Origin of the sequence: Klebsiella sp. K5-306 (genome assembly GCF_051835185.1) — a bacterium.
Classification (GTDB): Bacteria; Pseudomonadota; Gammaproteobacteria; order Enterobacterales; family Enterobacteriaceae; genus Klebsiella; species Klebsiella oxytoca.
In genome coordinates, this window is sequence record NZ_JAIFJY010000001.1 from 478,475 (window position 1) to 503,182 (window position 24,708).

The window sequence follows — 24,708 nt, forward strand, 5'->3', positions numbered from 1 at the left end:
AGTCGCATGGGGCTCCGGCTCATCAATGTTTTCTCTGTCAAAAAATAAACAATCTTTACCGCGCTGTCACCAGGCTTTGCGGGACGATGTTTTATCTCATCCTCGAATAACGATTCCCATTTCGCGCGTCAGTGATAAACTGGCTAAATGTGATCTTTGTCATATCGTCATTAAAACAGAGAAAAGAGACACTGCTATGCAACATATCATTGAGGGCTTCCTCAACTTCCAGAAAGAGATCTTCCCGCAACGTAAAGAGCTCTTTCGCAGCCTGGCATCCAGCCAGAATCCCAAAGCGCTGTTTATCTCCTGTTCCGATAGCCGTCTGGTCCCGGAGCTGGTGACTCAGCAGGAGCCGGGTCAGCTGTTTGTGATCCGTAACGCCGGGAATATCGTCCCCTCATTTGGCCCTGAACCGGGCGGGGTTTCCGCGACAATCGAGTACGCCGTCGTCGCGCTGGGCGTGACCGATATCGTCATCTGCGGCCACTCTAACTGCGGCGCGATGAAAGCCATCGCCACCTGCCAGTGTCTGGAGCCGATGCCTGCCGTGTCCCACTGGCTGCGCTACTCCGACGCGGCGAAGGCCGTCGTGGAGAAGAAAACCTGGGCTAACGAGACCGATAAAGTCAACGGTATGGTGCAGGAAAACGTCATCGCCCAGCTGAACAATATTAAAACCCACCCCTCCGTTGCCGTCGGCCTGCGCGACAGCACGTTGCGTCTGCACGGCTGGTTCTACGATATTGAAAGCGGCGACATTCGCGCGCTGGATAAAAACAGCAAAACCTTCGTGTCGCTGTCGGAAAACCCTGACGTCTATTTCGAATAAATTCCTCTCAGGGCACGGAAGCCCTGCGAAGCCCGCCTTCCTGCCATAAATTTCCCTTCTGCCATACTCATTACGACTTCCTGAATGATTCTAAAGGAGATGTGATGATTACGCTGTGCGCAACCTGCGGTACGTCTTACGACGATCGCGGCAATACCCTGAACCATTGTCGTATCTGTGAGGATGAACGCCAGTACGTCCCGGCCAGCGGACAGGCCTGGATTAAACCTGACGATCTGATCGCGACGCATATGAATAAATGGCAGCAGCATAACGAACGGCTGTTGAGTTTCAGGACGGTACCGAAATTTGCTATCGATCAGCGCGCTTTTCTGCTGCTCACGCCGCAGGGGAATATTCTGTGGGACTGCATCGCTAATCTTGATGCCGCCAGCAAAACGCTGATTACCGCGCTTGGCGGGATAAAAGCGATCGCCATTTCTCATCCTCACTACTACACCACGATGCAGGACTGGGCAGCAGCCTTTGATGCGCGCATTTATCTTCATGCCAGCGATCGCGAATGGATTATGCGCGATAGCCCTGCCATCACATTATGGGAAGGGGATGCGCTGGAGATCCTTCCGTCGGTACGGCTGCTGCGCCTGGGCGGGCATTTCGCCGGGGGAACCGTTCTGCACTGGGCAAAAGAGGGAGGTATTATGCTGGCGGGAGATATTATCCAGGTCACGCCGGGCGCACGCGCTGTTTCTTTTATGTGGAGCTATCCTAATCTGCTGCCTTTGGCGGCCCCCAGCGTCGAGAATATCGTTGAGCGTTTGGGCGATGCGCCCTTCGGTGCGCTGTACGGCGCCTTCGAAGGGCAGAACATCACCAAAAATGCCCGTCAGATCGTACTGGATTCAGCGCAGAAGTATCTCGACTGTCTGCGCACAACGGCGGGCCGCTGAGAGGTCCGCCGCCGCAACGGGTTACAGCACGCCGTCGCCGCCGTCGGAGCACCACACCTGGCCGGAGGTGAAGGAGCAGGCATCAGAGGCAAGGGTAACGTACAGCGGCGCGATCTCCACCGGTTGCCCTGGACGGCCCAGCGGCGTATCGGCGCCGAACTGACGCACTTTTTCATCCGGCTGGCCGCCGCTTGACTGCAGCACCGTCCAGTAAGGGCCGGGCGCGACCGCGTTCACCCGGATACCTTTCGGCCCCAGCTGTTTAGCCAGCGACTTCGTGAATGCCACCAGGCAGGCTTTGGTTTGCGCGTAGTCCAGCAGGATGGGGCTCGGCTTAAAGGCCTGCACGGATGAGGTGTTAATAATTACGCTGTGTTCTTTAAGATGACGCAGGGCGGCTTTGGTGATCCAGAAGGCCGCATAAACGTTGGTTTTAAAGGTGGCGTCAAAGTCGGCGGTGGTTAACTCTTCCAGCGACTCGCAATATTGCTGGCGTCCGGCGTTATTGACCAGAATATCCAGTCCGCCGAGTTGGCTGGCGGCCTGCTCGACCAGGGATTCACAGAAGGCTTCATCGCGCACATCGCCCGGAATCGCTACGGCTTTACGCCCTTCGGCCTCAATCAGGGCAATCACGGTTTCAGCATCGGACTCCTCTTCCGGCAGATAGTTGATCGCCACGTCAGCGCCCTCGCGGGCGAAGGCGATCGCTACCGCGCGCCCAATGCCGGAATCACCGCCGGTGATCAGCGCGCGCTTACCTGCCAGCCGACCGGAACCGACGTAGCTCAGTTCGCCGTGATCCGGCTGCGGCTTCATCTCTTCGGCAAGACCCGGCGGCGATTGCGGCTGGTCAACAAAGGGGGGACGGGGATACTTCGCGGTATTGTTAGCGTTCTCGCTCATACTGACCTCCTCGTGTTAAAAGATTAAGCGTAGTTGCCAGGTCAGCCTGTCGTGGATGATTGACGAATAATCGAACGGATTCGTTTTTATAATTTTTGCGCTTACGTTCATCTCTGAACGGTAATTTACTGATTGCCGGGAAACTTTTCGAAATGTGAGGCGGTAGAGGCGTTTAGTATTTTAGGATTATTCTATCGCAAGCCTGACGGTATATTTAGCGCATTTTATTGCGGCCTGGCGGTAATATTTTCTCCGCCTGTCGAGCCAGGAAATATATTTCTCAGACGATTCATTAGCCATTAGCTTGTGAAAATGAACATCAGCACCCAGACTTATTAAGACAAGATGAAAATACGCCGGAGGTGTTGTTGATGAAAAAGTTACTGCCAGTTATTTTTTGTTCGTTGATGGCTCAGGGCGTTTTTGCCGCGGATGATGGCGGATTTAAAAAAGACGCTGCGCCGCCGCCGCCGCACAAGATTGATGATGGCTATCGTGGGACCGAGGACGGGCGAATCATGACCGTGCGCCAGGCCATGGAAATGCATGATGGGGCCACCATCTCATTACGCGGCAATCTTATCGAGCAGCAGGGTGATGACCGCTACAGCTTCCGCGATAAAACCGACACCATAGGGGTCATTATTCCCGCGGCAGTTTTTGATGGCCGGGAAGTGAAGCCCGATCAGATGATCAGCATTAACGGCAGTCTCGATAAGAAAATGACGCCGCCAGTGGTGCGGGTCGACCGGATCCAGAAATAACCTTGCAAACAGGAGGAATAGATGTCCGTACAGCATCCAGCCGACCCGGATAAACGCGGTCGTCATCCGTCGAAAGAGGATCCGCGCGAGCAGGGTGAAGTTCCGCGTAAAAGAGACGACAGCGAAGATCATAAAGAAGATCCCTGGCATCCCCAACCTGAAAAACGCTAAAACTAGCCGCCGTTAACGGGCGGCTAGTTCTCTTTCTTAAAGATCGAAGGGCGCTAAACGTCTGCGTGAGCGGCTCGCCGGCTGCGATATCGCCCTGGCTATTGCTGCGCCGATCTCCGCGCAGGCGGTAATCCCCTGAACGAAAGGCTGGTCGTGCATCAGCCAGGGGATTGCGGCGAAGGCAATACGCCCGCGCGCTACGGGCGGCTCTCTTAACGTATAGTCGTCGCCAACCTCCGGGATCTCTTCGCCCGTCGCCATCAGTTGCTCCCTCAAATGCGGGAAGGGGAGATCTTTATTTTTCAGCGCTTTTTGCCCCCTCGCATCAATAAACACGTCAAACGTATAGCGATTTTGCCCGCTGGTAATCACCGTCTTCTCCTGCTGCACCGCCATATCATAATCATGCCCTAAGGCGAGAATGCCGATCGCGCCCGCTTCGCGCAGCGCCAGCAGTCGGCGGATAGACTCCGAAGGAATGGCGGCATAGCAGTCAATAAAGACCCGGGCAAGGCCGTTTTTGAATCGCTCCCGGTCGCGGTCATTAAGGTGGGGCACCATCGCCTGAACGGCTTCATGCAGCCGCAGGATAACGTAGCGCCAGGGGACCGTGTAGCGCGCGCGCTTGTTACGCTCAACTTCTTCAAGGTTATCCATCGCCCAGTGGAAAGGGTTATGCTGCTGGCGTTTAGCAAACCACGCTTCGCTGAAGCTATCGGCGTTAAGGCTGTGAAGGGCGATATTTTCGCTCCACAGGGGGTCGGCCAGGGCAATTTCCTGCGCCAGCAAAGCAAAGACCCGGTCAAGCAGGCCGTCGCTTCCTGCGGCGATGGCATTTTCCATCGCGCTGTCGGTGACGATTTCCAGCGGCTCCCAGGGAATAGGACAGTAAAAATCCGCTTCCGGAAGAATGCCGGAGCGCGACATCAGCACGATGTGCAGCGCCTGACTGGTTTCGTTAAGCCTGAAGGTGAGCGCCTCATCGTCGGAACCGATAAACTGACCGTGCTGGACGGCGACGGCCATTGCGGCATCAATTCCGCTTAGCGAGGTGCCCATAATTCCCACCCGGCAGGGCGGAATGGTGGCTTCCATCAGCCCAGACCACGGACTGGGAAACCAGGTGCGGGTTGACTCTTCTTCATCCGGCCAGACATGACCGGTGGCAAGCACCGCGAGGTCAAACACTTCGGCGACGGGCTGCTCCTCCACCCACAGCCTCACTCCTTCTTTGGTCGCCTGCAGGTCGCTGACCCGACAGGACTCATTGACCTGGACGTTAAATCCCAGTTCCCGGGCCTTTACGACCAGCGCAAGAAACTGGTCGCGAAAGTATTCGCCCAACAGGATGCGCGGCAAAAACTGGCGATCGTGCAATGTTTCATACTCTACGCCATAGCGCGCCAGGCGCGACGGGCTCTGGGCTTTTAGCCAGTCAAGATAGGTGCTTTGTACAGGAGGGATTTCAATACTGGCGATATTGGCCAGCATCATGCGCGAATTCTCTTCATCGTTATAGGGCATACCCACGCCCGCTTCCTCGGCCTGCTCGTAAATTGACACGTCCAGCGGCTCGCCCTGTTTAAGCAATGAGAACAGGGTATAAATCCCGGTAGGACCTGCGCCGATAATGGCAATTTTCTTCATAATGACTGACCCGCCGTTGTTGTTATCACATTTGTTATCGGTGGCCTTCCGCCAGTTGAAAAGCTCCACGATAGTTCATTTCCGGGTAACGGAAATCTGGCACAATAATTGTGGTTCAAAATGTGGAAGAGGGCCAATGGCTGGCGCGCCTCTCCCTTGTGATGAGCCGACGAGACGCGGTTTTCAGAACCAGGTTTCGAGCTGGGCGCCGAAGAACAGCGTACCAGCGCTATGGTATCCGGCGCTGCCGAAGGCGTCTGTTGAGGAGTAGTTATCCAGCGATTTATCCCAGCGCATCCAGGTGGCAAAAAAGCGGATTTCCGGACGCTCAAAGAAGTCCGTGACGTTTTGCAGCTTGAAAGTAGGAGCAAACGTCAGCTTGTAGTAGCTACCGCTGGCGGCGCTGTTGCCGTTAAAACCTTTCGGGTCGATATCCATATACTGATAGCTGGTTTCGTATTGCAGGGCGAAGTTCTGATTAATTTGCTGAATGATTCTTGCGTTCAGGGTGACCCAGTCGTAATGGTCAGAATCGATATAGCGATTATTGCTGCTCTGAGCGACGATCAGCGGCGCGAAGCTCAGCCTGTCGGTGAGTGATGTGATACCGTAAGAGGCGAACTTCACGGTCCATGCCGGTTGAATCAAATAACCGTCGGAGCCCGGGCCGCGAACTTCAGCTCCCAGCGCGCGGCCATAAAGCAGCGCGGTTTTCGTACTGCCGGGGCGCAGGCCGTAGAAGCTGTCGCCGTGGTACGCCAGCATGGTGTTAAACCCTTGCGAGGCCGCTTTATCCGACGCCAGACCATCGTTTATGCGTTTGTCGTTGTCCTGCGAGTAGAGGCCGTTGAGCATCCACTGCCAGTTCGCCAGACGGTGATTCAGCGAGAAGGTATAGTTTTGAATATACGTGTTATCCGCGCCGGTCATGTTGTTATATTCAACGTTGTCCATCGTATCGATATCGTTGAAATTACGGCCATATACCGCGAGGTTGGTCTTGATATCTCCCCAGAAATTCACATCATAAATACCGGCTCCGGTACCGATTAAATTCATCATATCGGAATCAAGCCAGTGAATATCGAAGTTATCCCGATCTTCCCGCTTACCGGCCCACAGCGTCGCCTGTTTAAACGCGCCGCTAAATGCGGGCATATCGCTCATTTCGACAAAAGCCTGACGGACGTTCATCTGGCCGTTAAAGGAACTGTCGGTATTATAGGTTTTATCCCACTCGGCGATTTTCATGTAATAACGCAGCTGGCTATTGTTATCATATTTTCGCCGGTAGTTAATATCGGCGGTCACATAGGTATCCGACTCATTGCCAAGGCGACCGACGCTCCCCCCGGTGCTGCCCGCAGGCGTCAGGGAAGGCCCGACGGTACTGGTTGTGCCCTTGCTTGTTAATATGCCGCTGCGCGCGTAGCCGCCGAAGGTGATTTCCTGAAGCTTCGCCTGCGCGACGACATTCTGCGCCGGCTGGTTTTTTATTAACGCCAGATCCTGGTCGGTTCTGTGCTCAACGGCCAGCAGTCTTTCTTGCGCGCGCGCCGCGTTTTGTTCGGCGCTGGCCGCTCTTTTTTCCGCGCGATCTATTTTCCGCGTCGCATCCTGTAACTGGATGCGCGACTGCTTTAATTCGGCCTCAAGTCTTTCAAGCCGGGCATTAATTTCATTCAGGGTGGTATCCGCCGCAGCGGCGGATGCTGGCAAAGCCAGCGCGCAGAGCGTAAGCATATAGGCTTTCATCATTTATACCTGTACAAGAGTGGCTGTGCTCTGGACGTGCGGGTGCAGAGCACAGATGACTGTGCTAATAAACGGGATAGTTATCCGCAGGCTAAATTAATATTCGGGTTGTATTATTTTCAGCTCTCTTTGCGGGTGTTAGCAGTTTTGACAAAAAGGAATGTAATAATAAAAGCAAAAATAAACACCGCGAGTCCCACGGTAATATAGGTGACAAACTGATAGCGATCGTAGAGATACATTAGCGGCGACAGCAGGACCGCCAGACCGTATGAGTTCGCTTTTATCGACAGCAGCGACAGAATCATGCCGCCCAGCGCTGAGCTGGTGAGCATCACCATTATCGCCCGAAGCCCGGATTGCATCACGATACCGAATAAAGCCGGTTCCGAGACGCCTAATAGCTGAGTAATGGTCGCGGAAATTCCGGCGGTTTTAAACGCGATATTTTTCGCCTTCAGTGAAATAGCCAGACATACGGCGGCGTTGGCAAAACCGTACATCGCGCAAACCGTAATGAGTGGATTAAACCCGGTGCCGGCAATCAGCGAGGTTTCAATCATAATAAACATGTGATGCATTCCGGTCATTACGGCAATGGGATAGATAAAGCCGATTAACAGGCCGCCAATACCCGCAGGCAGCGTCAAAAATTGCTGAATAGCCATCACGGCGTAGTGTTCAAACCCATGTACCAGCGGACCTAAAATCAGTAAAGCGATGGCCACAGCAATCAGAATGACGATAAAGGGCGTGAAAATCAGGTCCATCGAGTTGGGCATCACCCGGCGGAAAAAGATTTCCAGTTTTGCGCCGATAATACCGGTGATGAGTGCGGTCAAAATTGACCCCTGATAGCCCACCAGCGGAATAACGCCAAACACATAAATCGGGCTGCTATTGCCGTACGCCACGTCATAGGCGTTCGGCAGCGCCGGGGAAACCAGCATCAGGCCGATTAAAAAACCGATAATCGGCGTACCGCCAAACTTCTTAAAGGCTGACCAGCAGATAAAAGCCGCCAGGAAGGCGAAAGCGGTATCGCAGAGTACCGTGGTCAGCGTTTGCAGGGCCGCCGGAACCTGATGGACGCTGCTGCCAAACCACGCCTGCACGGTATCATTAAAAATGACCCCTTTCAGACCGAGAAACAGACCGGTCGCCCCGAGAACCGGGACAATTGGCACAAAAACGTCCGATAAGTTGCGTATTCCCCGCTGTAATCGGCCCGAACTCTGCTTCGTCATTTCATCCTTACTGACTTCGGCAACCTGATATTCGTTAACAAACTCCTGATAAACCTTATTGACGATCCCCGTACCGAGGATTATCTGATACTGACCGGAATTGAAAAATACGCCTTTAACTTCGCTGATATTACGGACTTTATCATCATCGATTTTCTGCCGGTCTTTTACCTGCAAACGTAATCGGGTGGCGCAGTGGGTGGCGGAAGCAATGTTTTCCTTGCCGATGGTATTCACTATCTCAACGGCGATATTTTTATATTTGTTCATATTTAACTCATTCCTTAACGAGAATGGTTTGATAAGGTTTCAGGGTGGCGTCGGCGTCGGCATAATTATTGAGTACAATCTCTCCTGCCGGGAGCGTGTAAGGCAGATGCTGCGCGCTTAAGTTGGTGATAGAGATAAAACGTTCGTTGTGTGTTGCGCGCTGGTAGGCAACGATACGCTCGTCAACGTCCTCCACGGCGGCGAATGACCCATAAATCAGCGCTTGCGGATAGTGCTTATTCCGCAAGGCGATCATCTTCTGGTAAAACGCGAACACCGAATGCGCATCGTTTATCTGGCTTTGCGCATTGACGCTAAAGTCGGTTGAAGAAAACGCCAGCCAGGGCTGCGCACCCTGATTAAATCCGCCGTTGACGCTATTCGACCACGGGAAGGGCGTTCGCGAGTTGTCCCGGGAGCGCTGATTAATAAAGCCTAACGCCTGCTGTTCAGAGAAACCTTCCGCCAGGGAGCGGTGATAGTTATCCAGACTGGAAATATCGTCAAATTCCGCAATTGACTGCCGGCAGAAATTTTTCATCCCCAGCTCCTGGCCCTGGTAAATAAACGGCGTTCCGGCCATAAAGAAGTACATCGCGGCCAGCGCTTTGGCACCGATGTCATTTTGGTAATCCGCGTCGCGGATGAGTTTGGACAGCGCGCGGGGCTGGTCGTGGTTTTCAATAAACGTCGTCCCCCAGCCGGCCTGACAAAAAGCGCGCTGGCTGGCAAAAAGCGCTTCTTTGAATTCGCCTACGCGCCAGTTGCGCTGCTTAAACCACTCCGAGCCGTTCTCGACATCGATATCGGCAGCGTGAAAATCGAAGATCATATTGAAATAGCCGTCCGGCCCGATATAGCTGTCGTACTCCTGCAGAGGCACGCCGGGTGCTTCGCCCACCGTCACGCAGCGATGGCGGTTGAAGGTGTGTTCTTTCAGCTCGTGCAGAAAACATTCAATTCCCGGACGGTTGCGCGATTTCGTTTTAATGGAGGCCAGACCATCTACGCCGTCGGCGGGCAGGGAGGCGTAATCCTGATCTTTTTTAATAAACGTAATTGCATCGATGCGAAAACCGGCGATGCCTTTATCCAGCCACCAGTTAATCATGGCGTAGATTTCCTGGCGCAGCTGCGGGTTTTCCCAGTTCAGGTCGGGCTGTTTTTTATGAAAAACGTGCAAATAGTAGCACTCTTCGCCAGCCACTTTTTCCCACGCGCTGCCGCCAAAAATCGAACGCCAGTTATTAGGCGCGGCACCAGCAACGGCGGGCTTAAAGATGTAGTAATCACGGTATTTTGAGGCAGGGTCCGCCAGTGCGGCCTGGAACCAGCGGTGTTCATCGCTGGTATGATTAACCACCAGATCCACCATGATCCCAATCCCCAGTTCGCCTGCCTGCTTAATCAGATCGTCAATATCCTGCAGCTGACCTAAATCGGGGTTCACTGCATAGTAGTCGGCGATATCGTAGCCGTTGTCCGCACCCGGCGAGAGGTAGAACGGCGAGACCCAAATCATGGTGATGCCCAGCGTTTTCAGATACGGCAGTTTCGCGATTATCCCCTGGATATCGCCAATGCCATCGTTATTGCTGTCATAGAAGCTTTTTGGGTACACCTGATAAATGACCGCTTCCTTCCACCATGCCCCTTGTTGTGACTGATTCATCGTTTCTCCTGAGTATGAAATCGATACCATATTGAGTTAAAAAAAATTACGCCGAGGCCCGGATGACCAGTTCCGATTTCAGGTCTTCCTCGTCATAGCGATAGTGCGTGTTGTTGATCAGGGCCAGCAGGCGTTCTACCGAGATGCGGCCCAGTTGCTCAATGGGTTGGCTAACGGTAGTGAGCGGAATATGCACCATCTCCGCCACCGGAAGGTTATCAAAGCCCATGACCGCCAGTTCGCCGGGAACGCTGATGCCGTTGGCTGAGAGCGCAGAAATTAAGCCGCAGGCGACTTCATCGCTGCCGGCGAAAATTGCATCGGGACGTTCGCTTTTGGCCATCTGTAGGATCTGCTCAGCCAGACGCTGTCCGTCGCGCCAGGTGTGTACGTGGCGGAAAACCAGCCGCTCGTCAATCGGCTGCTGCCCCTGCTGCATGGCGGCAATAAAGCCGCGGTTCCTTCTGCTACCGTGGCCCTTTTGCTGGAATGCGCCGCCGGTAGAGTAGGCGATTCTTCTATACCCTTTATGCAGCAGCCAACTGACGGCGCGATAGGTCGCCAGTTCATCGTCCATTCTGACCACGGGCAGAGTCGTGTTATCGATGCTGGTGTTGCACAGCAGGATCGGACCATATTTCTGATATTGCTCGATCACGTCCTTATCACTTTCGACGGCGCACAAGATAAGGCCGTCGATGATCTTTTTCTTCAGCAGATCGAGACAGTTCTCCTCTTCGCCCGCGCTATTGTGGTTCTGAACGATCAGCACTGAGTAGCCGTGTTTACGCGCGGTGACTTCGAGAGCGTCCACCAGGCTGGCGAAAAAGGGGTTAGTGATCCTCGAAATGAGTACGCCAATGCGGTGGGTTTTCACGCCGCGCATCTGCTGCGCGACGGTGCTTGGCTCGTAATCGAGCTCTTTCATCGCCGCGAGAATTTTTTCCTTTTTATCTTCAGCGATATAAGGATGATTGTTCAGGAAGCGGGAGACCGTCGTCACCGACAGACCTGCTTTTTCTGCTACGTCTTTTATGGTTGCCATGATGGTTATGAAATCGATATCACATGGGCATAAAATATTTTTGCTGACCGGCCGGGTCAACCGCCTTGTTATAAAACATGACCTGACTCACAATAAATTTTTCCTGCGCTATCCGCGTGCTACGGTTTGCGTATCCGTTGAAGGTGAGTTCGCGACGCGGACCGCCGGGTCGGCAAGACCGTTCGGGTCTGAGCGTGGGGAGGGGAGAAGCGGCGCAATGAATAATGCACGGTATTTTGTTTTGCTAATATTCCTGGTTTGCCGCGATGAACTTGACATATTAAACCTGATTGCTATTCCTTAAGCTGGCGCCGCGATGATAAGCGCAACGGTGAGGTGAAAAATGGTCAGTGAAAAAGAGAAGCTGCCCGGGATAAAAGAGAGTGAACTTTTTCTTAATTTTGAATGCGCTGCTCGTAAGATCGGGCTCGGGATATTATTATTAATCATCTTCGCAGCGCTGGCCGGGATTTTTTCCACCGGCTATTTGAGCCGTGCTGAAAAAAGAAATGCCCAGCAAAATTTAACCGTGGTTTATGAGCGTTTTGGCCGTTTGCAAACTGAGTTCCGACTAAAAATTACTGCCCATTCGCGCGTCGCCAATAAATATGTTTTTAGCCTTGGCGGTGATTTTACTTCATCGCTCGAAACCAATACTATCTGGCCCCAGCCAGATAGCATGTACAGTAAGGACGATCGACTCTTTTTGGTTTATAATAATTTGAAAAGTATGGAAAATTTTTCCATATGGCTCTACGTTACGCCCACCGCTCCCGGCAAGCTGAACCACGCTTTACAGCTTAATAGCGAACCTGAAATTCGCTTCTGGCAATTTATTTATCCTTAGGAGAACGTGATGGAGATGGTGTTGCGGGCGCTGGCCATTTATTTAATTTTGCTGGTGGTTTTTAAAATCGCCGGACGCCGGGCGCTATTACAAATGACCAGCTTTGATCTGATTTTATTACTTATCATCAGCGAAGCGACACAACAGGCGCTGCTGGGGAACGACTTTTCGGTTACCGGCGCCATGCTGACGATTATCACGCTGGTGGTGGTGGATATGCTCTTTGGATTAATGAAAAAATATATGGCTGGCGCCGAGTCAGCGCTTGATGGCTGCCCGGTAATTTTAGTCGAAAACGGCGTTCCGTTAATTGATAAACTCAAAAAAGTGGATGTCTCCTGCGATGATATTCTTGTGGCCGCACGGCAGAATCAGGGTATTACGGAATTAAGTAAAATCAAATATGCCATACTGGAAAGGAACGGACATATTTCTATTATTCCTGCTGAAAGTTAAGAAGGTATCTTTATGGCGAATAATCCTTATAACCAGGCGAAAACCACCGGTGAGCTGACCAAACAAGTCGCCATCGCATTGACCGACCGTCGTTTACGCTTAACCACCGCTGAGTCGTGTACCGGGGGAAGCCTGGCGGCAGCGCTGTGCGCGGAGGAGGATACGGCTGCGTTTTACGATATTGGTTTAATCACCTTTAGCGACCGTGCGAAGCAAAAACTTCTCGGCGTTAAGGCTTCGACGCTGGAAAAGTATAGCGCCGTCAGTCGACAGGCCGTGGAAGAGATGTCGGCGGGCGCGCTGGAGTGTTCCGGAGCGGATATCAGCATCGCGATAAGCGGATACGCTGGGCCGGACGGCGGCGAGGACGGGACGCCTGCGGGAACCGTCTGGTTCGCATGGAATTTTCGCGGCGCAATCGACGCGCAGAAGGTGCTGTTTTCCGGCGGCTGCCAGGATGTCGTTGAGAAATCCGTACGCTACTCGCTGGCGATGCTGATGGAGAAACTGCCCGGCTGGCAGGGCGAATAACACTTTCATGGCGGAGGTTCTATGGCGGTCATGACGATCACCGGCGGTACTGCGGGCGTCGGCAAAGCAACGGCTGTTCGCTTTGCGCGGGCAGGCTATGACGTGGGAATTATCGCCCGCGATCGTCAAAGCCTTGAAGCGACGCAGCAGGCGCTGCGGCAGTTTGGCGTTCGGGTGCATGTCGTTCAGGCCGATGTCGCTGATGCGGATGCGATTAACACTGCCGCCTGCGAGATCGAAAAGCAATTAGGGGCTATCGAGGTGTGGGTCAATAACGCCATGTGCGCGGTGCTGGCGCCTTTCAGGACGATGACCCACGATGAATTTTCGCGGGTCACCGAAGTCACCTATCTTGGTTACGTCAACGGCACCCGCGCCGCGCTGGAGCTAATGACGCCCCGCGATCGCGGCATCATTATCCAGGTCGGTTCCGCGCTGGCCTATCGCTCCATTCCGCTACAGTCCGCCTACTGCGGGGCGAAGGCCGCGATTCGGGGCTTTACCGATGCGGTTCGCACGGAACTGATGCATGAAAAGAGCGGCGTGAGTATCTCAATGGTACAGATGCCTGGCCTGAATACGCCGCAGTTTGAGTGGGCGCGCAATAAGTTTGCCTGGGCGATGCGCCCGGTGCCCCCCGTCTATCAGCCGGAGGTGGCCGCAGAGGCTATCTTCAACGTTGCACGCAGGCCCGTGCGTGAACTCTGGGTGGGGAGCGGCACAATCCAGTCTATCGTTGGGCAATTTCTCTTCCCCGGCTTCCTCGATCGACTGATGGTTAATAAAGCATGGGAAGGGCAAATGACCCGGCACAGGAATGTCGCTGACCGGCAGGATTATCTACAACAGCCGGTCAGCAGACTGCATAAAACCCACGGGCGTTTTTCCTCAGAGGCGAAGTATCGCGCCGCCGCCATCACCTCCGGCGTGCCGGGAAAAGCGCTGCTCGGCGGCGCGGCAGCGGCGGGATGGTTGTTGGCAAAATGGTTTATCTCGCGTAAAAAACGCTAACGCAGCGCGCTACTGTTGGTCCAGAACCATCGGTAGCCATAGGCGCCAATCTCCAGCTCAACGCGCTTACCCGCAACAAGGTCGTCAGCATAGGTTTTGTCGGCCAGGCAGGGCGTCCAGACGCCCTCGGCAATCTCTTTCGCGGTGAAGCGCACGCGCTTGTCGCTGAAATTAAGAAAGGTGATGACGCGGCGTTGGTCGGCATCGTAGCAAATCCCCAGAATCGCCTGCCGATCGATGCCGATAATGCGAAAAGGCGCAACGGCGATTTCCGGAAACTCGCACCGCGTATTGGCGATATCTATAATGCGATGCAGAAGGGAATGGCGGTGCAGCAGTGAATCAGCGACGTTGACCTTCTGATAGCGAAACGGCCCCTTATCGATCAATGGAGCGACAAAAGTAGCAGGATCGGCTGCGGAGAAACCGCCGCCCGCTGAGCCGGCCCATTGCATCGGCGTGCGCACCGCGTAGCGCTCTTCCAGGGCCAGATTGTCACCCATCCCAATTTCATCCCCGTAGCGCATTATCGGTACGCCGGGGAGCGAAAAGAGTACGGCATGACAGAGCGCCAGCCGCCGCCGATCGCCGTTCAGCATGGGGGCCAGCCGACGGCGGATACCGCGCTGGTAAACGTTCATCTCCTTATCCGGGGCGAAGGCATCCATCACGGTTTGCTTTTTCTTGCGGCCTACCCCTTCAAGATCCAGTTCATCGTGATTACGTAGCCAGTTGGCGAAGCAGCAGGCGTCGGGCGGCACGATGGTTTTCGTGATGGCGTCGATCAGCGGACGGGCGTTCTTACTCGCGAGACTGACGTAAAAATTTTTGTTCAACCAGAAGTTAAGCACCATATTAAGTCGATTATTATCGCCAAAATAGTCGCGATACTCCGCCACCTCAACGTCGACTTCGCCGAGCAGTATGGCCTGCGGGTTGTGCCGTTCAATCAGGCGGCGTAGATGTTCGAGAAGCCACAGCCCGCGTTTCTCCTCGCCGCGTCCGGCCTGCTTAGTCAGATGTGAGGCCGCATCGAGGCGAAAGCCGGACACCCCCAGCTTTAGCCAAAAAATGACGATATTTTCGACCTCTTTGATGACCGCTGGCGAGGCCAGGTTGAGATCCGGTTCATGACGATAAAACATATGCCGATAATATTGCCCGGCCTCAGCATCCCAGGACCAGATGCTCTCTTCGACGCCGGGGAACATCGGCGGCGTATCATCATCATCGTTGTCTGACCACAGGTAATAGTCGCGAAACGGCGAGCGTCGACTGCGGCGCGCTTGTTGAAACCAGGGGTGCGCGTCAGAGGTATGTTGAATCAGCAATTCAATAATGACCTGCATCCCCAGTTCACGGGCCTGCTCGATAAAGGCAATGATATCCGCCAGTTGTCCAAAGCGCGGATCGACCTGCAGATGATCGCTGACATCGTAACCCTCATCCAGAAAAGGCGTCAGGTAGAAGGGCGTTATCCAGATCACCGTCGCGCCCATTCGGCGAATATAGCGCAGCTTCGCCGTCATTCCGGCGATATCGCCGCAGCCATCGCCGTTGAGATCGTAAAACAGGGCTGAATCAATCTGATAAATGATGGCTCGCGTATGCCAGTCCGCCATAGCGCACCTCAGTGATAGCCTTCAGTGCCGGAAACTTTGCCGCGGAATACGTAGTAGCTCCATGCGGTGTAAACCAAAATCACCGGAATGATAAGCAGGGTCCCTACCAGCATAAAGAGCTGGCTGGCGGGCGGCGCGGAGGCTTCCCACAGCGTAATATGCGGAGGGATGATGTTGGGCCAGAGACTGATACCCAGACCACTAAAGCCAAGAAAAATGAGCCCAAGCGTAAGCAGGAAAGGGCGGGCATGGCTACCAGGATGGGCGCTTAACCGCCAGATCCACAGGCTTAAGGCAATGACCAGTACAGGAACGGGTACAAACCAGTAGAAATTAGGCAGGGTAAACCAGCGCTCAGCCACGGAGGGCCAGCCCAGCGGCGTCCAGACGCTCACAACGGCGATGACCGCCATCAGCGCCAGAAGCGTGTGGCGAGTCAGCTCACGCATGCGCTGTTGTAGGGCGCCTTCGCTTTTCATAATCAGCCAGGTCGTACCAAGCAGCATATACGCGACGACCAGTCCTAAGCCGCAGAACAGGCTAAAGGGCGTCAGCCAGTCGAGCGCCGAGCCGGCAAACCTGCGGTCGGCGACCTCAAAACCGTTGATGACCGCGCCTACCACCATCCCCTGGCTAAAGGTCGCCAGCAGGGAGCCGCTGACAAAAGAGTAGTCCCAGAACTTTTGATGCGAGGGGGTGGCCTTGAAGCGGAACTCAAAGGCGACGCCGCGGAAGATCAGGCCAATGAGCATGGCGGTGAGCGGGATAGCCAGCGCATCGGTGATAACGGCGTAGGCCAGGGGAAAGGCGCCAAATAGCCCCGCGCCGCCCAGCACCAGCCATGTCTCATTGCCATCCCACACCGGGGCGACGCTATTCATCATCACGTCGCGTTCATGAGCATTCGGTACAAAGCCGAATAAAATTCCGATGCCAAGATCGAAGCCGTCCATAACGATATACATCAATGTGGCGAATACAATGATGACAAACCAGATAACGGGGATATCGATGCCCATTAGCGAGTCTCCTCTTCAGGCACGGCTTCTGCGGCAGAAAGGGGGCGAGCCGGCGTGCCGGACGTTGACGATGTCAATTCGCTGACGGGCTGCGGCCCTTTCTTAATAAGCCGGACAATGTAGTAATAACCGACGCCAAAGACCGAACAGTACACCACGATAAAGACCAGCAGGCTGACGACCATTTGCGCCGTGCTGTGCAGCGAAACCGCATCCTGGGTGCGTAAAAAACCATAAATGACCCAGGGCTGACGTCCCGCTTCGGTCGTGATCCAGCCGGCCAACAGCGCCAGCAGTCCTGCCGGCCCCATCGCCAGGGCGCTCCACTGGAAGGCGCGAGAGTGGAAAAGACGCTGCCGATAGCGAAGCCACAGGCTCCAGACGCCGAGGGCAATCATCAGCACGCCCATACCCACCATGATACGGAACGACCAGAAAACGATGAGGGAGTTTGGCCGATTCTCTTTCGGAAAATCTTTCAGCGCCGGGACCTGCTTATCCAGGCTATGGGTCAGGATCAGGCTGCCAAGCGCCGGAATTTCCAGCCCGTATTTGGTACGCTCTTCCTCCATATCCGGTATGCCAAACAACAGCAGCGGGGTGGCCTCGCCGGGTTTATTCTCCCAGTGGCCTTCTATGGCGGCGATTTTTGCCGGCTGATGCTCAAGGGTATTGAGGCCGTGCATATCGCCAACGAAGGCCTGAATTGGCGCAACCAGCAGGGCCATCCACATCGCCATGGAGAACATTTTACGTATGGCAGGGGTATTGTTCCCGCGCAGAAGGTGCCAGGCGGCAGAGGCGCCCACGAACATCGCACTGCTGAGAAAAGCGGCGATCGCCATGTGTAACAGGCGATACGGGAAAGATGGGTTGAAAATAATCGCCAGCCAGTCCTGGGGAATGACGTGGCCGTTTTCAATGGTAAAGCCCTGCGGCGTCTGCATCCAGCTATTGGAGGCGAGGATCCAGAAGGTGGACATTAGCGTGCCGAGCGCCACCATGCAGGTGGTGAAAAAATGCAGTCCTGGGGGGACTTTGTTCCAGCCAAAAAGCATGACGCCCAGGAAGCCCGCTTCGAGGAAAAACGCGGTGAGGACTTCATACAGCAGCAGGGGACCGGTAATACTCCCGGCAAACTGAGAGAAACCGCTCCAGTTGGTACCGAACTGATAGGCCATCACCAGGCCTGATACCACGCCCATGCCGAAATTAACGGCAAAAATCTTCAGCCAGTAATTATATAACGAGCGCCAGACGTCATCTTTTGTCCGCAGCCACATCCCCTCCAGCACCACCAGATAGCTGGCCAGTCCGATGGTAATCGCCGGAAACAGGATATGAAAAGAGACGGTAAATGCGAACTGTAGCCTTGCCAGATTAAACGCATCGAGTTCAAACATGTTCTGAACCCCATCACATAACAACCCCCCGAACCAGGCAGGGGGAAGTGATTAACAACCGATCGTTGCTGATTACGGCTTTTTCTTACCCGCGCCAAGTTCTGCGCCGGTGAGAGGATCGCCTTCCGGGTCGGATTGGGTGCGTTTCGCCATGGTTTTCACCAGGGCCTTTTGTTCGGCCGTTAGCTTAACGCTGGCACCGCCATCTCCGCCATCTACCGCAGGCTGCGGATTCGCAACATACTCGAAGTGCAGATCGCTATTCCAGCTGCCGCGAATGTCATCGCCCTCTGACATATTGTAGTAGGTGCTGGCGTAGTCAGTGATTGGCGGTAGTTTGCCCGGCGGATAGTTGTTTCTGATGGATTGAAGCGCCTTCTCAAAAGAGAGCTGATGGGCGGCTTCTCGGGTCATCAGAAAGGCCAGCGCATCCTTCACGCCGGGGTCATCGGTAACGTTTATCAGGCGCTCATAGATGATTTTAGCGCGCGCCTCGGCGGCCACGTTGGAGCGTAAATCCGCGGTGGGTTCACCAATGGTGTCAATGTATGCTGCGGTCCAGGGCACGCCGGCGGAATTGGTCAGCGGCGTGCCTCCGCCATATAACAAAGAGGTAATATGGCTGTCGTTGCCGTTAGCGGTAAGCGAGCGGTACAGATCGGCTTCGTTTTCCGTACCTTCCGCCAGGGCGCCTTTCGCCCCTTTATTGAGCATACCTACCAGCGAGCCGATAATTTCAAGGTGGCTCAGCTCTTCGGTAGCAATGTCCATCAGCATATCCTTGCGACCCGGATCGTCATCGCTCAGGCCCTGTGTGAAATATCGGCATGCGGCGGCGAGTTCGCCCTGAGGGCCGCCGAATTGCTCCAGAAGGAGATTAGCCAGCCCCGGATTAGGTTCCGCGACCCTGACGGTATACTGAAGTTGCTTAACGTGTCGGAACATAGGCTCTTATCCTTATTGCTTATTTTTTAGCTTCAACGCCTTTTGCGTCAGAGCGCAGAAGGAACTCTTCCGTTGTTTGCGGGATATGTTTCAGCAGCCAGTCGGCCATGGCCCGCTCTTCCGCCAGAATGGATTCGATGGCGGGAATAGACGCGGTGTCACCGGCTCTTTTCGCAGCGGCAAGCAGAGAGGTATAACACGCGATTTCAAACTGTTCGAAAACATAGCCGCTAATTGAACCCTTAACGATTTCATCGGAAGGGAACATGCCGCCAATAGATTGACCTAACGCAGCCATTTTACTCATTGAATCTTTCAGCACCGACCGCGATATATCATTACGATCCAGAATCTCTTCCAGAACCGTAATTTGGCGCTTGGTTTCGGTGACGTGCTGTTCAATTCTGCTGCGCAAATCGGGGTAGTTATCGATACGGCCAGCCATCGACTCCAGCATGGATTCTGCTTGTTTTTCCATTGCATGCGCATCGCGTAGCCAGTCGTGATAGTGTTCAACGTGATTCATAATGAACTCCTTAATATCAGGTTATTTTCTGGCTATTTATTTTGTGCTTCTTTATTAATATTGCCGACCGCAAGGTCAGTTAATTTCAGATCGGTTGACTTCTCTTCTTCTAACGTTTCTGTTAAAAGCTTAACCGCTTTTTTATAACCCAGCTGTTGGGCTAAAGTGGCGAGAGTGCCGTAGCTGGCAATTTCATAATGTTCAACTTTTTGCGCAGCGGCAATTAACGCGGCATCGCGCACTTCATTTTTCTCAGTACTCTCAATAACCTCGTTAGCTTCTTCTATAAGCCCCTCCATCGCCACGCATTTCATGCGCTTAATTTTAATATTGGCTTCTTGTTCGACAATTTGATCGATACGTTCAATTTGCCCCTGGGTCTCCTCCAGATGCGCTTTGAATGCGGCGCTAAGCTGCTCGCTTGACGCCGCCCGGGCTAGTTTAGCCAGGCCGCGGGTTAATTGTTTTTCTGCGCTATAAGTATCCGATAACAGATGAATAAAAACGTCTTCTATGCTCTTCATATTCATTGGGAATATCCTTAATACTAGAGAATAACTGCGAGTCCGCAGACCCGCAGGATACTCTTATTAATTACAAGAGAATGAATCGATTAATAATCAGGAGTTGTCAGATTTGCGTCCACCACCATGACTATTTTGCCCGCCTTTTTTACCGGCCTCAGATGCACGTTGCGGATCGTTTTTAAAATTGCCACCGCTGTGCTGACCGCCTTTACGTCCAGCTTCAGATGCTTTATCACGGTCTTCAGCGAAATTACCGGAACCACCACGATGTTCTGCCATATTTTCATACCTCTGTGATTTTATGTCAGGTAGATACGATTTAATTACGTATCCGTTGTCGTTCAGCAATTAAATTTAGTCGGTATTTTTGAACAGTCAAACCGGTTTGCGGTGATATTTTTTGAAATAATCTGAATTATGCCGCGGCTACCGTTCCGCTTGTTTAAAGCGACTGCGAGCATAACAGGCTAGGAACTAACGAAAACATTTATATTGCTGCAGGATATATTTATGACCGCTGCGTTAATACGGGGGGACTCGGGCGACGCGGGGCTTTACGTCTCTTTACATAAGCGCGAAAAATAAGTTGTCGGAATCGTGAAAGATATTAAGAACACAACCGGGAAAAATCAGAAAATAGCGTTTTGCCAATGCTGAAGGTCATTTTAGGATAATTCAATGCGGGAGAGAAATAAGGCACCAGATCACGAGGCTGTGAAATGGTGCGTCCGAGTGGACTCGAACCACCGACCCCCACCATGTCAAGGTGGTGCTCTAACCAACTGAGCTACGGACGCATTATGGTGCGTTTAATTGGACTCGAACCAACGACCCCCACCATGTCAAGGTGGTGCTCTAACCAACTGAGCTATAAACGCATTATGGTGCGTTCAATTGGACTCGAACCAACGACCCCCACCATGTCAAGGTGGTGCTCTAACCAACTGAGCTATGAACGCATTGTTGCAGTGGCAACGGGGACGCATATTAGCGGCAGGGAGGGGTTGTGGCAAGAGGCAAACGTCACTTTTCTTCCAGATTTCTCGCGATCGCAGAAGTTTTATTCATATTGGTTATATTTTACTGATGCGAAAGAGGATTTGCTCATCAATAGACGAAAACGGCGCTGAATCAGCGCCGTCAGGTATCGATAAATTGCCGCCAGAGATTAGCGCGCGGCGCGCTGCAATATGACGCTGGAAGGCTGACGCTGCAGGAAACGCATGCGCAGCATCATCATTACGGCAGCGGAGGTGAGGCCAATGATAAATCCGCACCAGAAGCCAGCAGGACCCATGCGCGGCACCACGATATCGGTCAGAGCCAGCAGATAGCCGCTCGGCAGCCCCAGAACCCAGTAGGCGGTAAAGGTAATAAAGAAGATGGAACGCGTATCTTTATAACCGCGCAGGATGCCGCTGCCGATCACCTGTATGGAGTCAGAGATCTGGTAGATCGCCGCGAGCAGCATCAGCTGGGACGCCAGCGCGACAACCTCAGGATTATCGTTATACAACAGGGCGATTTGCTCACGCATCAGAATGGTGAAAACCGCCGTAATCACGGCCAAACACACTCCAACCCCGACGCCGGTTCTGGCCGACGTTTGCGCCTCCAGCGTCGAGCCTTGCCCGAGACGGAAACCGACGCGAATGGTCACCGCCGCCGCCAGGGAGAGCGGTAATACGAACATCAGCGAGCTGAAGTTTAGGGCAATCTGGTGCCCGGCCACGTCGACAATGCCCAGCGGTGAGACCAGCAGCGCGACGACGGCAAACAGGGTCACTTCGAAAAACAGCGCCAGCGCAATCGGCAGGCCCAGCTGCACCAGACGCTGGATAACGGCGAAATCCGGTTTGCTGAAGCGCTCAGCGTTATGAATATCGCGCATCGAACGCGCGCGGCGAACCCAGGAGAGCATGCAGAAAAACATCACCCAGTACACCGAAGCCGTCGCCACGCCGCAGCCGATCCCGCCGAGCTCAGGCATGCCAAAGTGACCGTAGATAAAGATGTAGTTCACCGGAATATTGACCAGCAGACCGATAAATCCCATTACCATGCCCGGCTTGGTTTTCGCCAGGCCTTCACACTGGTTACGCGCCACCTGGAATAACAGATAGCCTGGCGCCCCCCACAGCAGCGCCCGCAGGTAGCCGACCGCCTTCTCCGCCATCGCCGGGTCGATGTTATGCATGGAGCTGATGATGTAGCCGGCGTTCCACAGTACCACCATGACCAGGATCGAGACGAAGCCCGCCAGCCAGAACCCCTGGCGTACCTGGTGGGCGATGCGGTCGCGACGGCCGGAACCATTCAGTTGAGCAATAACGGGCGTCAGGGCCAGCAGCAGACCGTGGCCGAAGAGGATTGCCGGCAGCCAGATGGAGGTACCGATGGCGACGGCCGCCATATCGGTGGCGCTGTAGCCGCCCGCCATCACGGTATCGACGAAGCCCATGGCGGTTTGGGCGACCTGGGCGAGTATAACGGGTATAGCCAGTGCTAATAACTGACGCGCTTCAATAAAATACTTCTGCACGTAAACACCTTTATATTGTTGTTATTGGAGGACTAAAAAAGCCGCCATCAGGGGCAGCAAGAAGAAAAAGCAGAGGGATTTGCCAGACTATTGTAGCGAGGATTAGCCATTTAGCCAGTGAAAAAATCGCACAACACGTTGTGCGCTGGCAACCTGTTTTGCCACCTGTTATTGTTCGTGTCATAGCCTAAAACGGTCTTGATACCGTTACGAATTCATACAGGAGCAAAATATGTTTACCGGTATTGTGCAGGGGACCGCCAGAGTGGTGGCCATTGATGAAAAACCCAACTTTCGCACCCACGTCGTGGAGCTGCCTGAGCATATGCTTGCGGGGCTCGAAACCGGGGCTTCGGTAGCTCATAACGGCTGCTGTTTAACCGTCACCGATATCGATGGCGCGCGAGTGAGTTTTGACCTGATGAAAGAGACCTTGCGCATCACCAATCTGGGCGCGCTGCGCGAGGGCGACAGCGTTAACGTCGAACGAGCGGCAAAATTCAGCGATGAAATTGGCGGCCACCTGATGTCAGGCCATATTATGACCACCGCGGAAGTGGTTAAAATTCTGACGTCGGAAAATAATCGCCAAATCTGGTTTAAGGTTCAGGACCCGACGCTGATGAAATATATCCTTTATAAAGGCTATATCGGCGTCGATGGTATTAGCCTCACGGTAGGGGAAGTGACGCCCACCCGGTTTTGCGTGCATTTGATCCCGGAAACGCTGCAGCGCACCACCCTTGGCGTGAAAAAGCTGGGGGACCGGGTAAATATTGAGATCGATCCGCAGACTCAGGCCGTTATCGATACCGTTGAGCGCGTTCTGGCGGCAAAAGAAGCAGCAGTGGCCCTGAAAAACGCGGCCGAATAATAAATTCCCCCGCCGAAGCGGGGGAATTTTTAGCGGGCTACGCGCAGGCCGTGTTCGGCACCGCGAGAAAAAACCACCTGCCAGAGCTGAATATCGCGCGCGCGGAAAGCGCCGGCGCAGGCATTCAGGTAATAGCTAAACATGCGTTTGAAGCGCTCCGAATAATTGTCGGCAATTTCCGGCCAGCTATTCAGAAAGCGCTCATACCAGGCCATTAGCGTGGTGTCGTAGTCGGCACCGAAATTATGCCAGTCTTCCATAACAAAATGCGGCTCGCTGGCTTCGGCAATCTGGCGTACTGAGGGCAAACAGCCGTTAGGGAAGATATATTTATCGATCCACGGGTCGACGTTATGGTCGGTTTTTTTCGAGCCGATAGTATGCAGCAGGAAGCGGCCTTCGGGTTTCAAATTCCGGTCGACCACGTCGAAGTAGGTGGCGTAATTTTTCGGCCCGACATGTTCAAACATGCCGACTGAGACGATACGGTCAAAGCTCTCTTGCAGGTCGCGGTAATCCTGCAGCAGGATAGTAACGTCAAGACCTGCGCAGCGCTGCTGGGCCATTTTTTGCTGCTCAGCTGAAATCGTGACGCCGACAACGCTGACCTGGTAATTTTTGGCCATATAGTAGGCCAGTCCACCCCAGCCACAGCCGATATCCAGCACCCGCATCCCCGGCTCAAGCTGAAGTTTACGGCAGATGAGATCTAATTTTGCCTGCTGTGCGTCTTCCAGATTCTGCGCATCCTTCCAGTAAGCGCAGGAATACTGCATATAGGGATCGAGCATGCGGCTGAACAGATCGTTGCCTAAATCGTAATGCTCTTTCCCGACAATCCAGGACCGTTTTTTACTTTGCAGATTGAATAAGCGTGCAGTGGCGATACGCAGGGTATCTTTGAAATGATGGGGAAGCTGATTTTCCAGACCGGCGCGTAATACTTTATGGAAAAATATATCCAGCCGCTCGCAATCCCACCAGCCGTCCATATAGCTCTCGCCTAAACCCAGCGACCCTTCCTGCAAAACGCGTTTAAAAAAATGAGGGTTTTTAATCCGCAAATCGGAGGGCGCAGGACCATTAATTTCAATGCCCGCACGGCTTAATAATTCAGCTGCGATTCGGTACCAGTCATCATTTGGTACACTTACTTCTTCTATACACGATGAACTCATAGCTTCT

General features: G+C 53.6%; 24 protein-coding genes and 3 tRNA genes. 9 read left to right on the forward strand and 18 right to left on the reverse strand.

Annotation, left to right across the window (positions count from 1 at the left end):
* Positions 1-196 precede the first annotated feature (196 nt).
* A complete protein-coding gene (locus tag K2184_RS02265; protein ID WP_004102756.1) occupies positions 197-832 on the forward strand; it encodes a carbonic anhydrase in 636 nt (211 codons plus the stop codon).
* Positions 833-936: 104 nt separating this feature from the next.
* Entirely contained in the window at positions 937-1,743 is an 807-nt protein-coding gene (locus tag K2184_RS02270) for an MBL fold metallo-hydrolase (RefSeq protein ID WP_004102755.1), read from the forward strand.
* 21 nt (positions 1,744-1,764) lie between these two features.
* Here K2184_RS02270 and K2184_RS02275 read toward each other — a convergent pair whose 3' ends face one another.
* Positions 1,765-2,649 (reverse strand): SDR family oxidoreductase, encoded by an 885-nt coding sequence (locus K2184_RS02275; protein ID WP_004113469.1) that lies wholly within the window; start codon positions 2,647-2,649, stop codon positions 1,765-1,767.
* Between the two features lie 371 nt (positions 2,650-3,020).
* Here K2184_RS02275 and K2184_RS02280 point away from each other — a divergent pair, with 371 nt between their 5' ends.
* On the forward strand, positions 3,021-3,413 hold the full coding sequence (locus K2184_RS02280) for a YdeI family stress tolerance OB fold protein (protein WP_004102737.1): 393 nt from the start codon (positions 3,021-3,023) through the stop codon (positions 3,411-3,413).
* 21 nt (positions 3,414-3,434) lie between these two features.
* On the forward strand, positions 3,435-3,584 hold the full coding sequence (locus tag K2184_RS02285) for a hypothetical protein (protein WP_004102735.1): 150 nt from the start codon (positions 3,435-3,437) through the stop codon (positions 3,582-3,584).
* A gap of 36 nt (positions 3,585-3,620) precedes the next feature.
* On the opposite strand, the gene K2184_RS02290 is transcribed toward K2184_RS02285, so the two are convergent.
* The 5 genes from K2184_RS02290 to K2184_RS02310 all read right to left on the reverse strand — a co-directional run bounded on the left by K2184_RS02290 (position 3,621) and on the right by K2184_RS02310 (position 11,220).
* On the reverse strand, positions 3,621-5,231 hold the full coding sequence (locus K2184_RS02290; RefSeq protein ID WP_032742641.1) for an FAD-NAD(P)-binding protein: 1,611 nt from the start codon (positions 5,229-5,231) through the stop codon (positions 3,621-3,623).
* A 183-nt stretch (positions 5,232-5,414) separates the two neighbouring features.
* Positions 5,415-6,989, reverse strand: coding sequence for a carbohydrate porin (locus K2184_RS02295; protein ID WP_163525481.1), 1,575 nt, complete (start codon positions 6,987-6,989; stop codon positions 5,415-5,417).
* 116 nt (positions 6,990-7,105) lie between these two features.
* On the reverse strand, positions 7,106-8,503 hold the full coding sequence (locus K2184_RS02300; RefSeq protein WP_004102730.1) for a PTS transporter subunit EIIC: 1,398 nt from the start codon (positions 8,501-8,503) through the stop codon (positions 7,106-7,108).
* A 7-nt stretch (positions 8,504-8,510) separates the two neighbouring features.
* Positions 8,511-10,175 carry an alpha-glucosidase gene (locus tag K2184_RS02305; RefSeq protein ID WP_049121649.1) on the reverse strand — a complete coding sequence of 555 codons (1,665 nt, stop codon included), beginning with the start codon at positions 10,173-10,175 and terminating at the stop codon, positions 8,511-8,513.
* Positions 10,176-10,221: 46 nt separating this feature from the next.
* A complete protein-coding gene (locus K2184_RS02310; protein ID WP_032728703.1) occupies positions 10,222-11,220 on the reverse strand; it encodes a LacI family DNA-binding transcriptional regulator in 999 nt (332 codons plus the stop codon).
* A gap of 343 nt (positions 11,221-11,563) precedes the next feature.
* On the opposite strand from K2184_RS02310, the gene K2184_RS02315 reads away from it, so the two are divergent.
* Genes K2184_RS02315 through K2184_RS02330 form a run of 4 tightly spaced genes read left to right on the forward strand, consistent with a single transcriptional unit; the run spans position 11,564 to position 14,065 of the window.
* Positions 11,564-12,067 (forward strand): hypothetical protein, encoded by a 504-nt coding sequence (locus K2184_RS02315; protein WP_163525479.1) that lies wholly within the window; start codon positions 11,564-11,566, stop codon positions 12,065-12,067.
* 9 nt (positions 12,068-12,076) lie between these two features.
* Positions 12,077-12,523, forward strand: coding sequence for a DUF421 domain-containing protein (locus K2184_RS02320; RefSeq protein ID WP_004102722.1), 447 nt, complete (start codon positions 12,077-12,079; stop codon positions 12,521-12,523).
* 12 nt (positions 12,524-12,535) lie between these two features.
* Positions 12,536-13,054: a 2-oxo-tetronate isomerase gene (locus tag K2184_RS02325; protein ID WP_004102720.1), complete on the forward strand. Its 519-nt coding sequence runs from the start codon at positions 12,536-12,538 to the stop codon at positions 13,052-13,054.
* Between the two features lie 21 nt (positions 13,055-13,075).
* Positions 13,076-14,065 carry an SDR family oxidoreductase gene (locus tag K2184_RS02330; RefSeq protein WP_049128658.1) on the forward strand — a complete coding sequence of 330 codons (990 nt, stop codon included), beginning with the start codon at positions 13,076-13,078 and terminating at the stop codon, positions 14,063-14,065.
* Here K2184_RS02330 and K2184_RS02335 read toward each other — a convergent pair.
* The 11 genes from K2184_RS02335 to mdtK all read right to left on the reverse strand — a co-directional run bounded on the left by K2184_RS02335 (position 14,062) and on the right by mdtK (position 22,649).
* Positions 14,062-15,687, reverse strand: a complete 1,626-nt coding sequence (locus K2184_RS02335) for an alpha-amylase family protein (protein WP_004102717.1) — start codon at positions 15,685-15,687, stop codon at positions 14,062-14,064. The genes K2184_RS02330 and K2184_RS02335 overlap by 4 nt on opposite strands.
* A gap of 8 nt (positions 15,688-15,695) precedes the next feature.
* Positions 15,696-16,706: a cytochrome d ubiquinol oxidase subunit II gene (gene cydB, locus K2184_RS02340; RefSeq protein ID WP_016810086.1), complete on the reverse strand. Its 1,011-nt coding sequence runs from the start codon at positions 16,704-16,706 to the stop codon at positions 15,696-15,698.
* A complete protein-coding gene (locus K2184_RS02345) occupies positions 16,706-18,109 on the reverse strand; it encodes a cytochrome ubiquinol oxidase subunit I (protein WP_133497264.1) in 1,404 nt (467 codons plus the stop codon). Before K2184_RS02345 ends, cydB begins: the two co-directional genes overlap by 1 nt.
* Positions 18,110-18,181: 72 nt before the next feature.
* Positions 18,182-19,054, reverse strand: coding sequence for a manganese catalase family protein (locus tag K2184_RS02350; RefSeq protein WP_017145741.1), 873 nt, complete (start codon positions 19,052-19,054; stop codon positions 18,182-18,184).
* 19 nt (positions 19,055-19,073) lie between these two features.
* A complete protein-coding gene (locus K2184_RS02355) occupies positions 19,074-19,580 on the reverse strand; it encodes a ferritin-like domain-containing protein (protein ID WP_004102713.1) in 507 nt (168 codons plus the stop codon).
* 32 nt (positions 19,581-19,612) lie between these two features.
* Positions 19,613-20,110, reverse strand: a complete 498-nt coding sequence (locus K2184_RS02360) for a YciE/YciF ferroxidase family protein (RefSeq protein ID WP_004102712.1) — start codon at positions 20,108-20,110, stop codon at positions 19,613-19,615.
* Between the two features lie 90 nt (positions 20,111-20,200).
* A complete protein-coding gene (locus tag K2184_RS02365; RefSeq protein WP_004136767.1) occupies positions 20,201-20,386 on the reverse strand; it encodes a general stress protein in 186 nt (61 codons plus the stop codon).
* Positions 20,387-20,827: 441 nt separating this feature from the next.
* Positions 20,828-20,904: transfer RNA gene (locus K2184_RS02370), tRNA-Val, on the reverse strand.
* A gap of 4 nt (positions 20,905-20,908) precedes the next feature.
* Positions 20,909-20,985: transfer RNA gene (locus K2184_RS02375), tRNA-Val, on the reverse strand.
* A gap of 4 nt (positions 20,986-20,989) precedes the next feature.
* Positions 20,990-21,066: transfer RNA gene (locus K2184_RS02380), tRNA-Val, on the reverse strand.
* A gap of 209 nt (positions 21,067-21,275) precedes the next feature.
* Positions 21,276-22,649, reverse strand: coding sequence for an MdtK family multidrug efflux MATE transporter (mdtK, locus tag K2184_RS02385; RefSeq protein ID WP_004113454.1), 1,374 nt, complete (start codon positions 22,647-22,649; stop codon positions 21,276-21,278).
* Positions 22,650-22,881: 232 nt separating this feature from the next.
* Between mdtK and K2184_RS02390 the strand changes: the two genes are divergently transcribed.
* Positions 22,882-23,523, forward strand: coding sequence for a riboflavin synthase (locus K2184_RS02390; protein WP_004102708.1), 642 nt, complete (start codon positions 22,882-22,884; stop codon positions 23,521-23,523).
* A gap of 29 nt (positions 23,524-23,552) precedes the next feature.
* Here K2184_RS02390 and cfa read toward each other — a convergent pair whose 3' ends face one another.
* Positions 23,553-24,701 (reverse strand): cyclopropane fatty acyl phospholipid synthase, encoded by a 1,149-nt coding sequence (gene cfa, locus K2184_RS02395; protein ID WP_004113452.1) that lies wholly within the window; start codon positions 24,699-24,701, stop codon positions 23,553-23,555.
* Positions 24,702-24,708 lie beyond the last annotated feature (7 nt).

Excerpts from the sequence above, each read along its gene's own strand:
- K2184_RS02265 (WP_004102756.1), top strand. The coding sequence starts at position 197 with ATGCAACATATCATTGAGGGCTTCCTCAACTTCCAGAAAGAGATCTTC.
- K2184_RS02270 (WP_004102755.1), top strand. The coding sequence starts at position 937 with ATGATTACGCTGTGCGCAACCTGCGGTACGTCTTACGACGATCGCGGC.
- K2184_RS02275 (WP_004113469.1), bottom strand. The coding sequence starts at position 2,649 with ATGAGCGAGAACGCTAACAATACCGCGAAGTATCCCCGTCCCCCCTTT.
- K2184_RS02280 (WP_004102737.1), top strand. The coding sequence starts at position 3,021 with ATGAAAAAGTTACTGCCAGTTATTTTTTGTTCGTTGATGGCTCAGGGC.
- K2184_RS02285 (WP_004102735.1), top strand. The coding sequence starts at position 3,435 with ATGTCCGTACAGCATCCAGCCGACCCGGATAAACGCGGTCGTCATCCG.
- K2184_RS02290 (WP_032742641.1), bottom strand. The coding sequence starts at position 5,231 with ATGAAGAAAATTGCCATTATCGGCGCAGGTCCTACCGGGATTTATACC.
- K2184_RS02295 (WP_163525481.1), bottom strand. The coding sequence starts at position 6,989 with ATGATGAAAGCCTATATGCTTACGCTCTGCGCGCTGGCTTTGCCAGCA.
- K2184_RS02300 (WP_004102730.1), bottom strand. The coding sequence starts at position 8,503 with ATGAACAAATATAAAAATATCGCCGTTGAGATAGTGAATACCATCGGC.
- K2184_RS02305 (WP_049121649.1), bottom strand. The coding sequence starts at position 10,175 with ATGAATCAGTCACAACAAGGGGCATGGTGGAAGGAAGCGGTCATTTAT.
- K2184_RS02310 (WP_032728703.1), bottom strand. The coding sequence starts at position 11,220 with ATGGCAACCATAAAAGACGTAGCAGAAAAAGCAGGTCTGTCGGTGACG.
- K2184_RS02315 (WP_163525479.1), top strand. The coding sequence starts at position 11,564 with ATGGTCAGTGAAAAAGAGAAGCTGCCCGGGATAAAAGAGAGTGAACTT.
- K2184_RS02320 (WP_004102722.1), top strand. The coding sequence starts at position 12,077 with ATGGAGATGGTGTTGCGGGCGCTGGCCATTTATTTAATTTTGCTGGTG.
- K2184_RS02325 (WP_004102720.1), top strand. The coding sequence starts at position 12,536 with ATGGCGAATAATCCTTATAACCAGGCGAAAACCACCGGTGAGCTGACC.
- K2184_RS02330 (WP_049128658.1), top strand. The coding sequence starts at position 13,076 with ATGGCGGTCATGACGATCACCGGCGGTACTGCGGGCGTCGGCAAAGCA.
- K2184_RS02335 (WP_004102717.1), bottom strand. The coding sequence starts at position 15,687 with ATGGCGGACTGGCATACGCGAGCCATCATTTATCAGATTGATTCAGCC.
- cydB (WP_016810086.1), bottom strand. The coding sequence starts at position 16,706 with ATGGGCATCGATATCCCCGTTATCTGGTTTGTCATCATTGTATTCGCC.
- K2184_RS02345 (WP_133497264.1), bottom strand. The coding sequence starts at position 18,109 with ATGTTTGAACTCGATGCGTTTAATCTGGCAAGGCTACAGTTCGCATTT.
- K2184_RS02350 (WP_017145741.1), bottom strand. The coding sequence starts at position 19,054 with ATGTTCCGACACGTTAAGCAACTTCAGTATACCGTCAGGGTCGCGGAA.
- K2184_RS02355 (WP_004102713.1), bottom strand. The coding sequence starts at position 19,580 with ATGAATCACGTTGAACACTATCACGACTGGCTACGCGATGCGCATGCA.
- K2184_RS02360 (WP_004102712.1), bottom strand. The coding sequence starts at position 20,110 with ATGAATATGAAGAGCATAGAAGACGTTTTTATTCATCTGTTATCGGAT.
- K2184_RS02365 (WP_004136767.1), bottom strand. The coding sequence starts at position 20,386 with ATGGCAGAACATCGTGGTGGTTCCGGTAATTTCGCTGAAGACCGTGAT.
- K2184_RS02390 (WP_004102708.1), top strand. The coding sequence starts at position 22,882 with ATGTTTACCGGTATTGTGCAGGGGACCGCCAGAGTGGTGGCCATTGAT.
- cfa (WP_004113452.1), bottom strand. The coding sequence starts at position 24,701 with ATGAGTTCATCGTGTATAGAAGAAGTAAGTGTACCAAATGATGACTGG.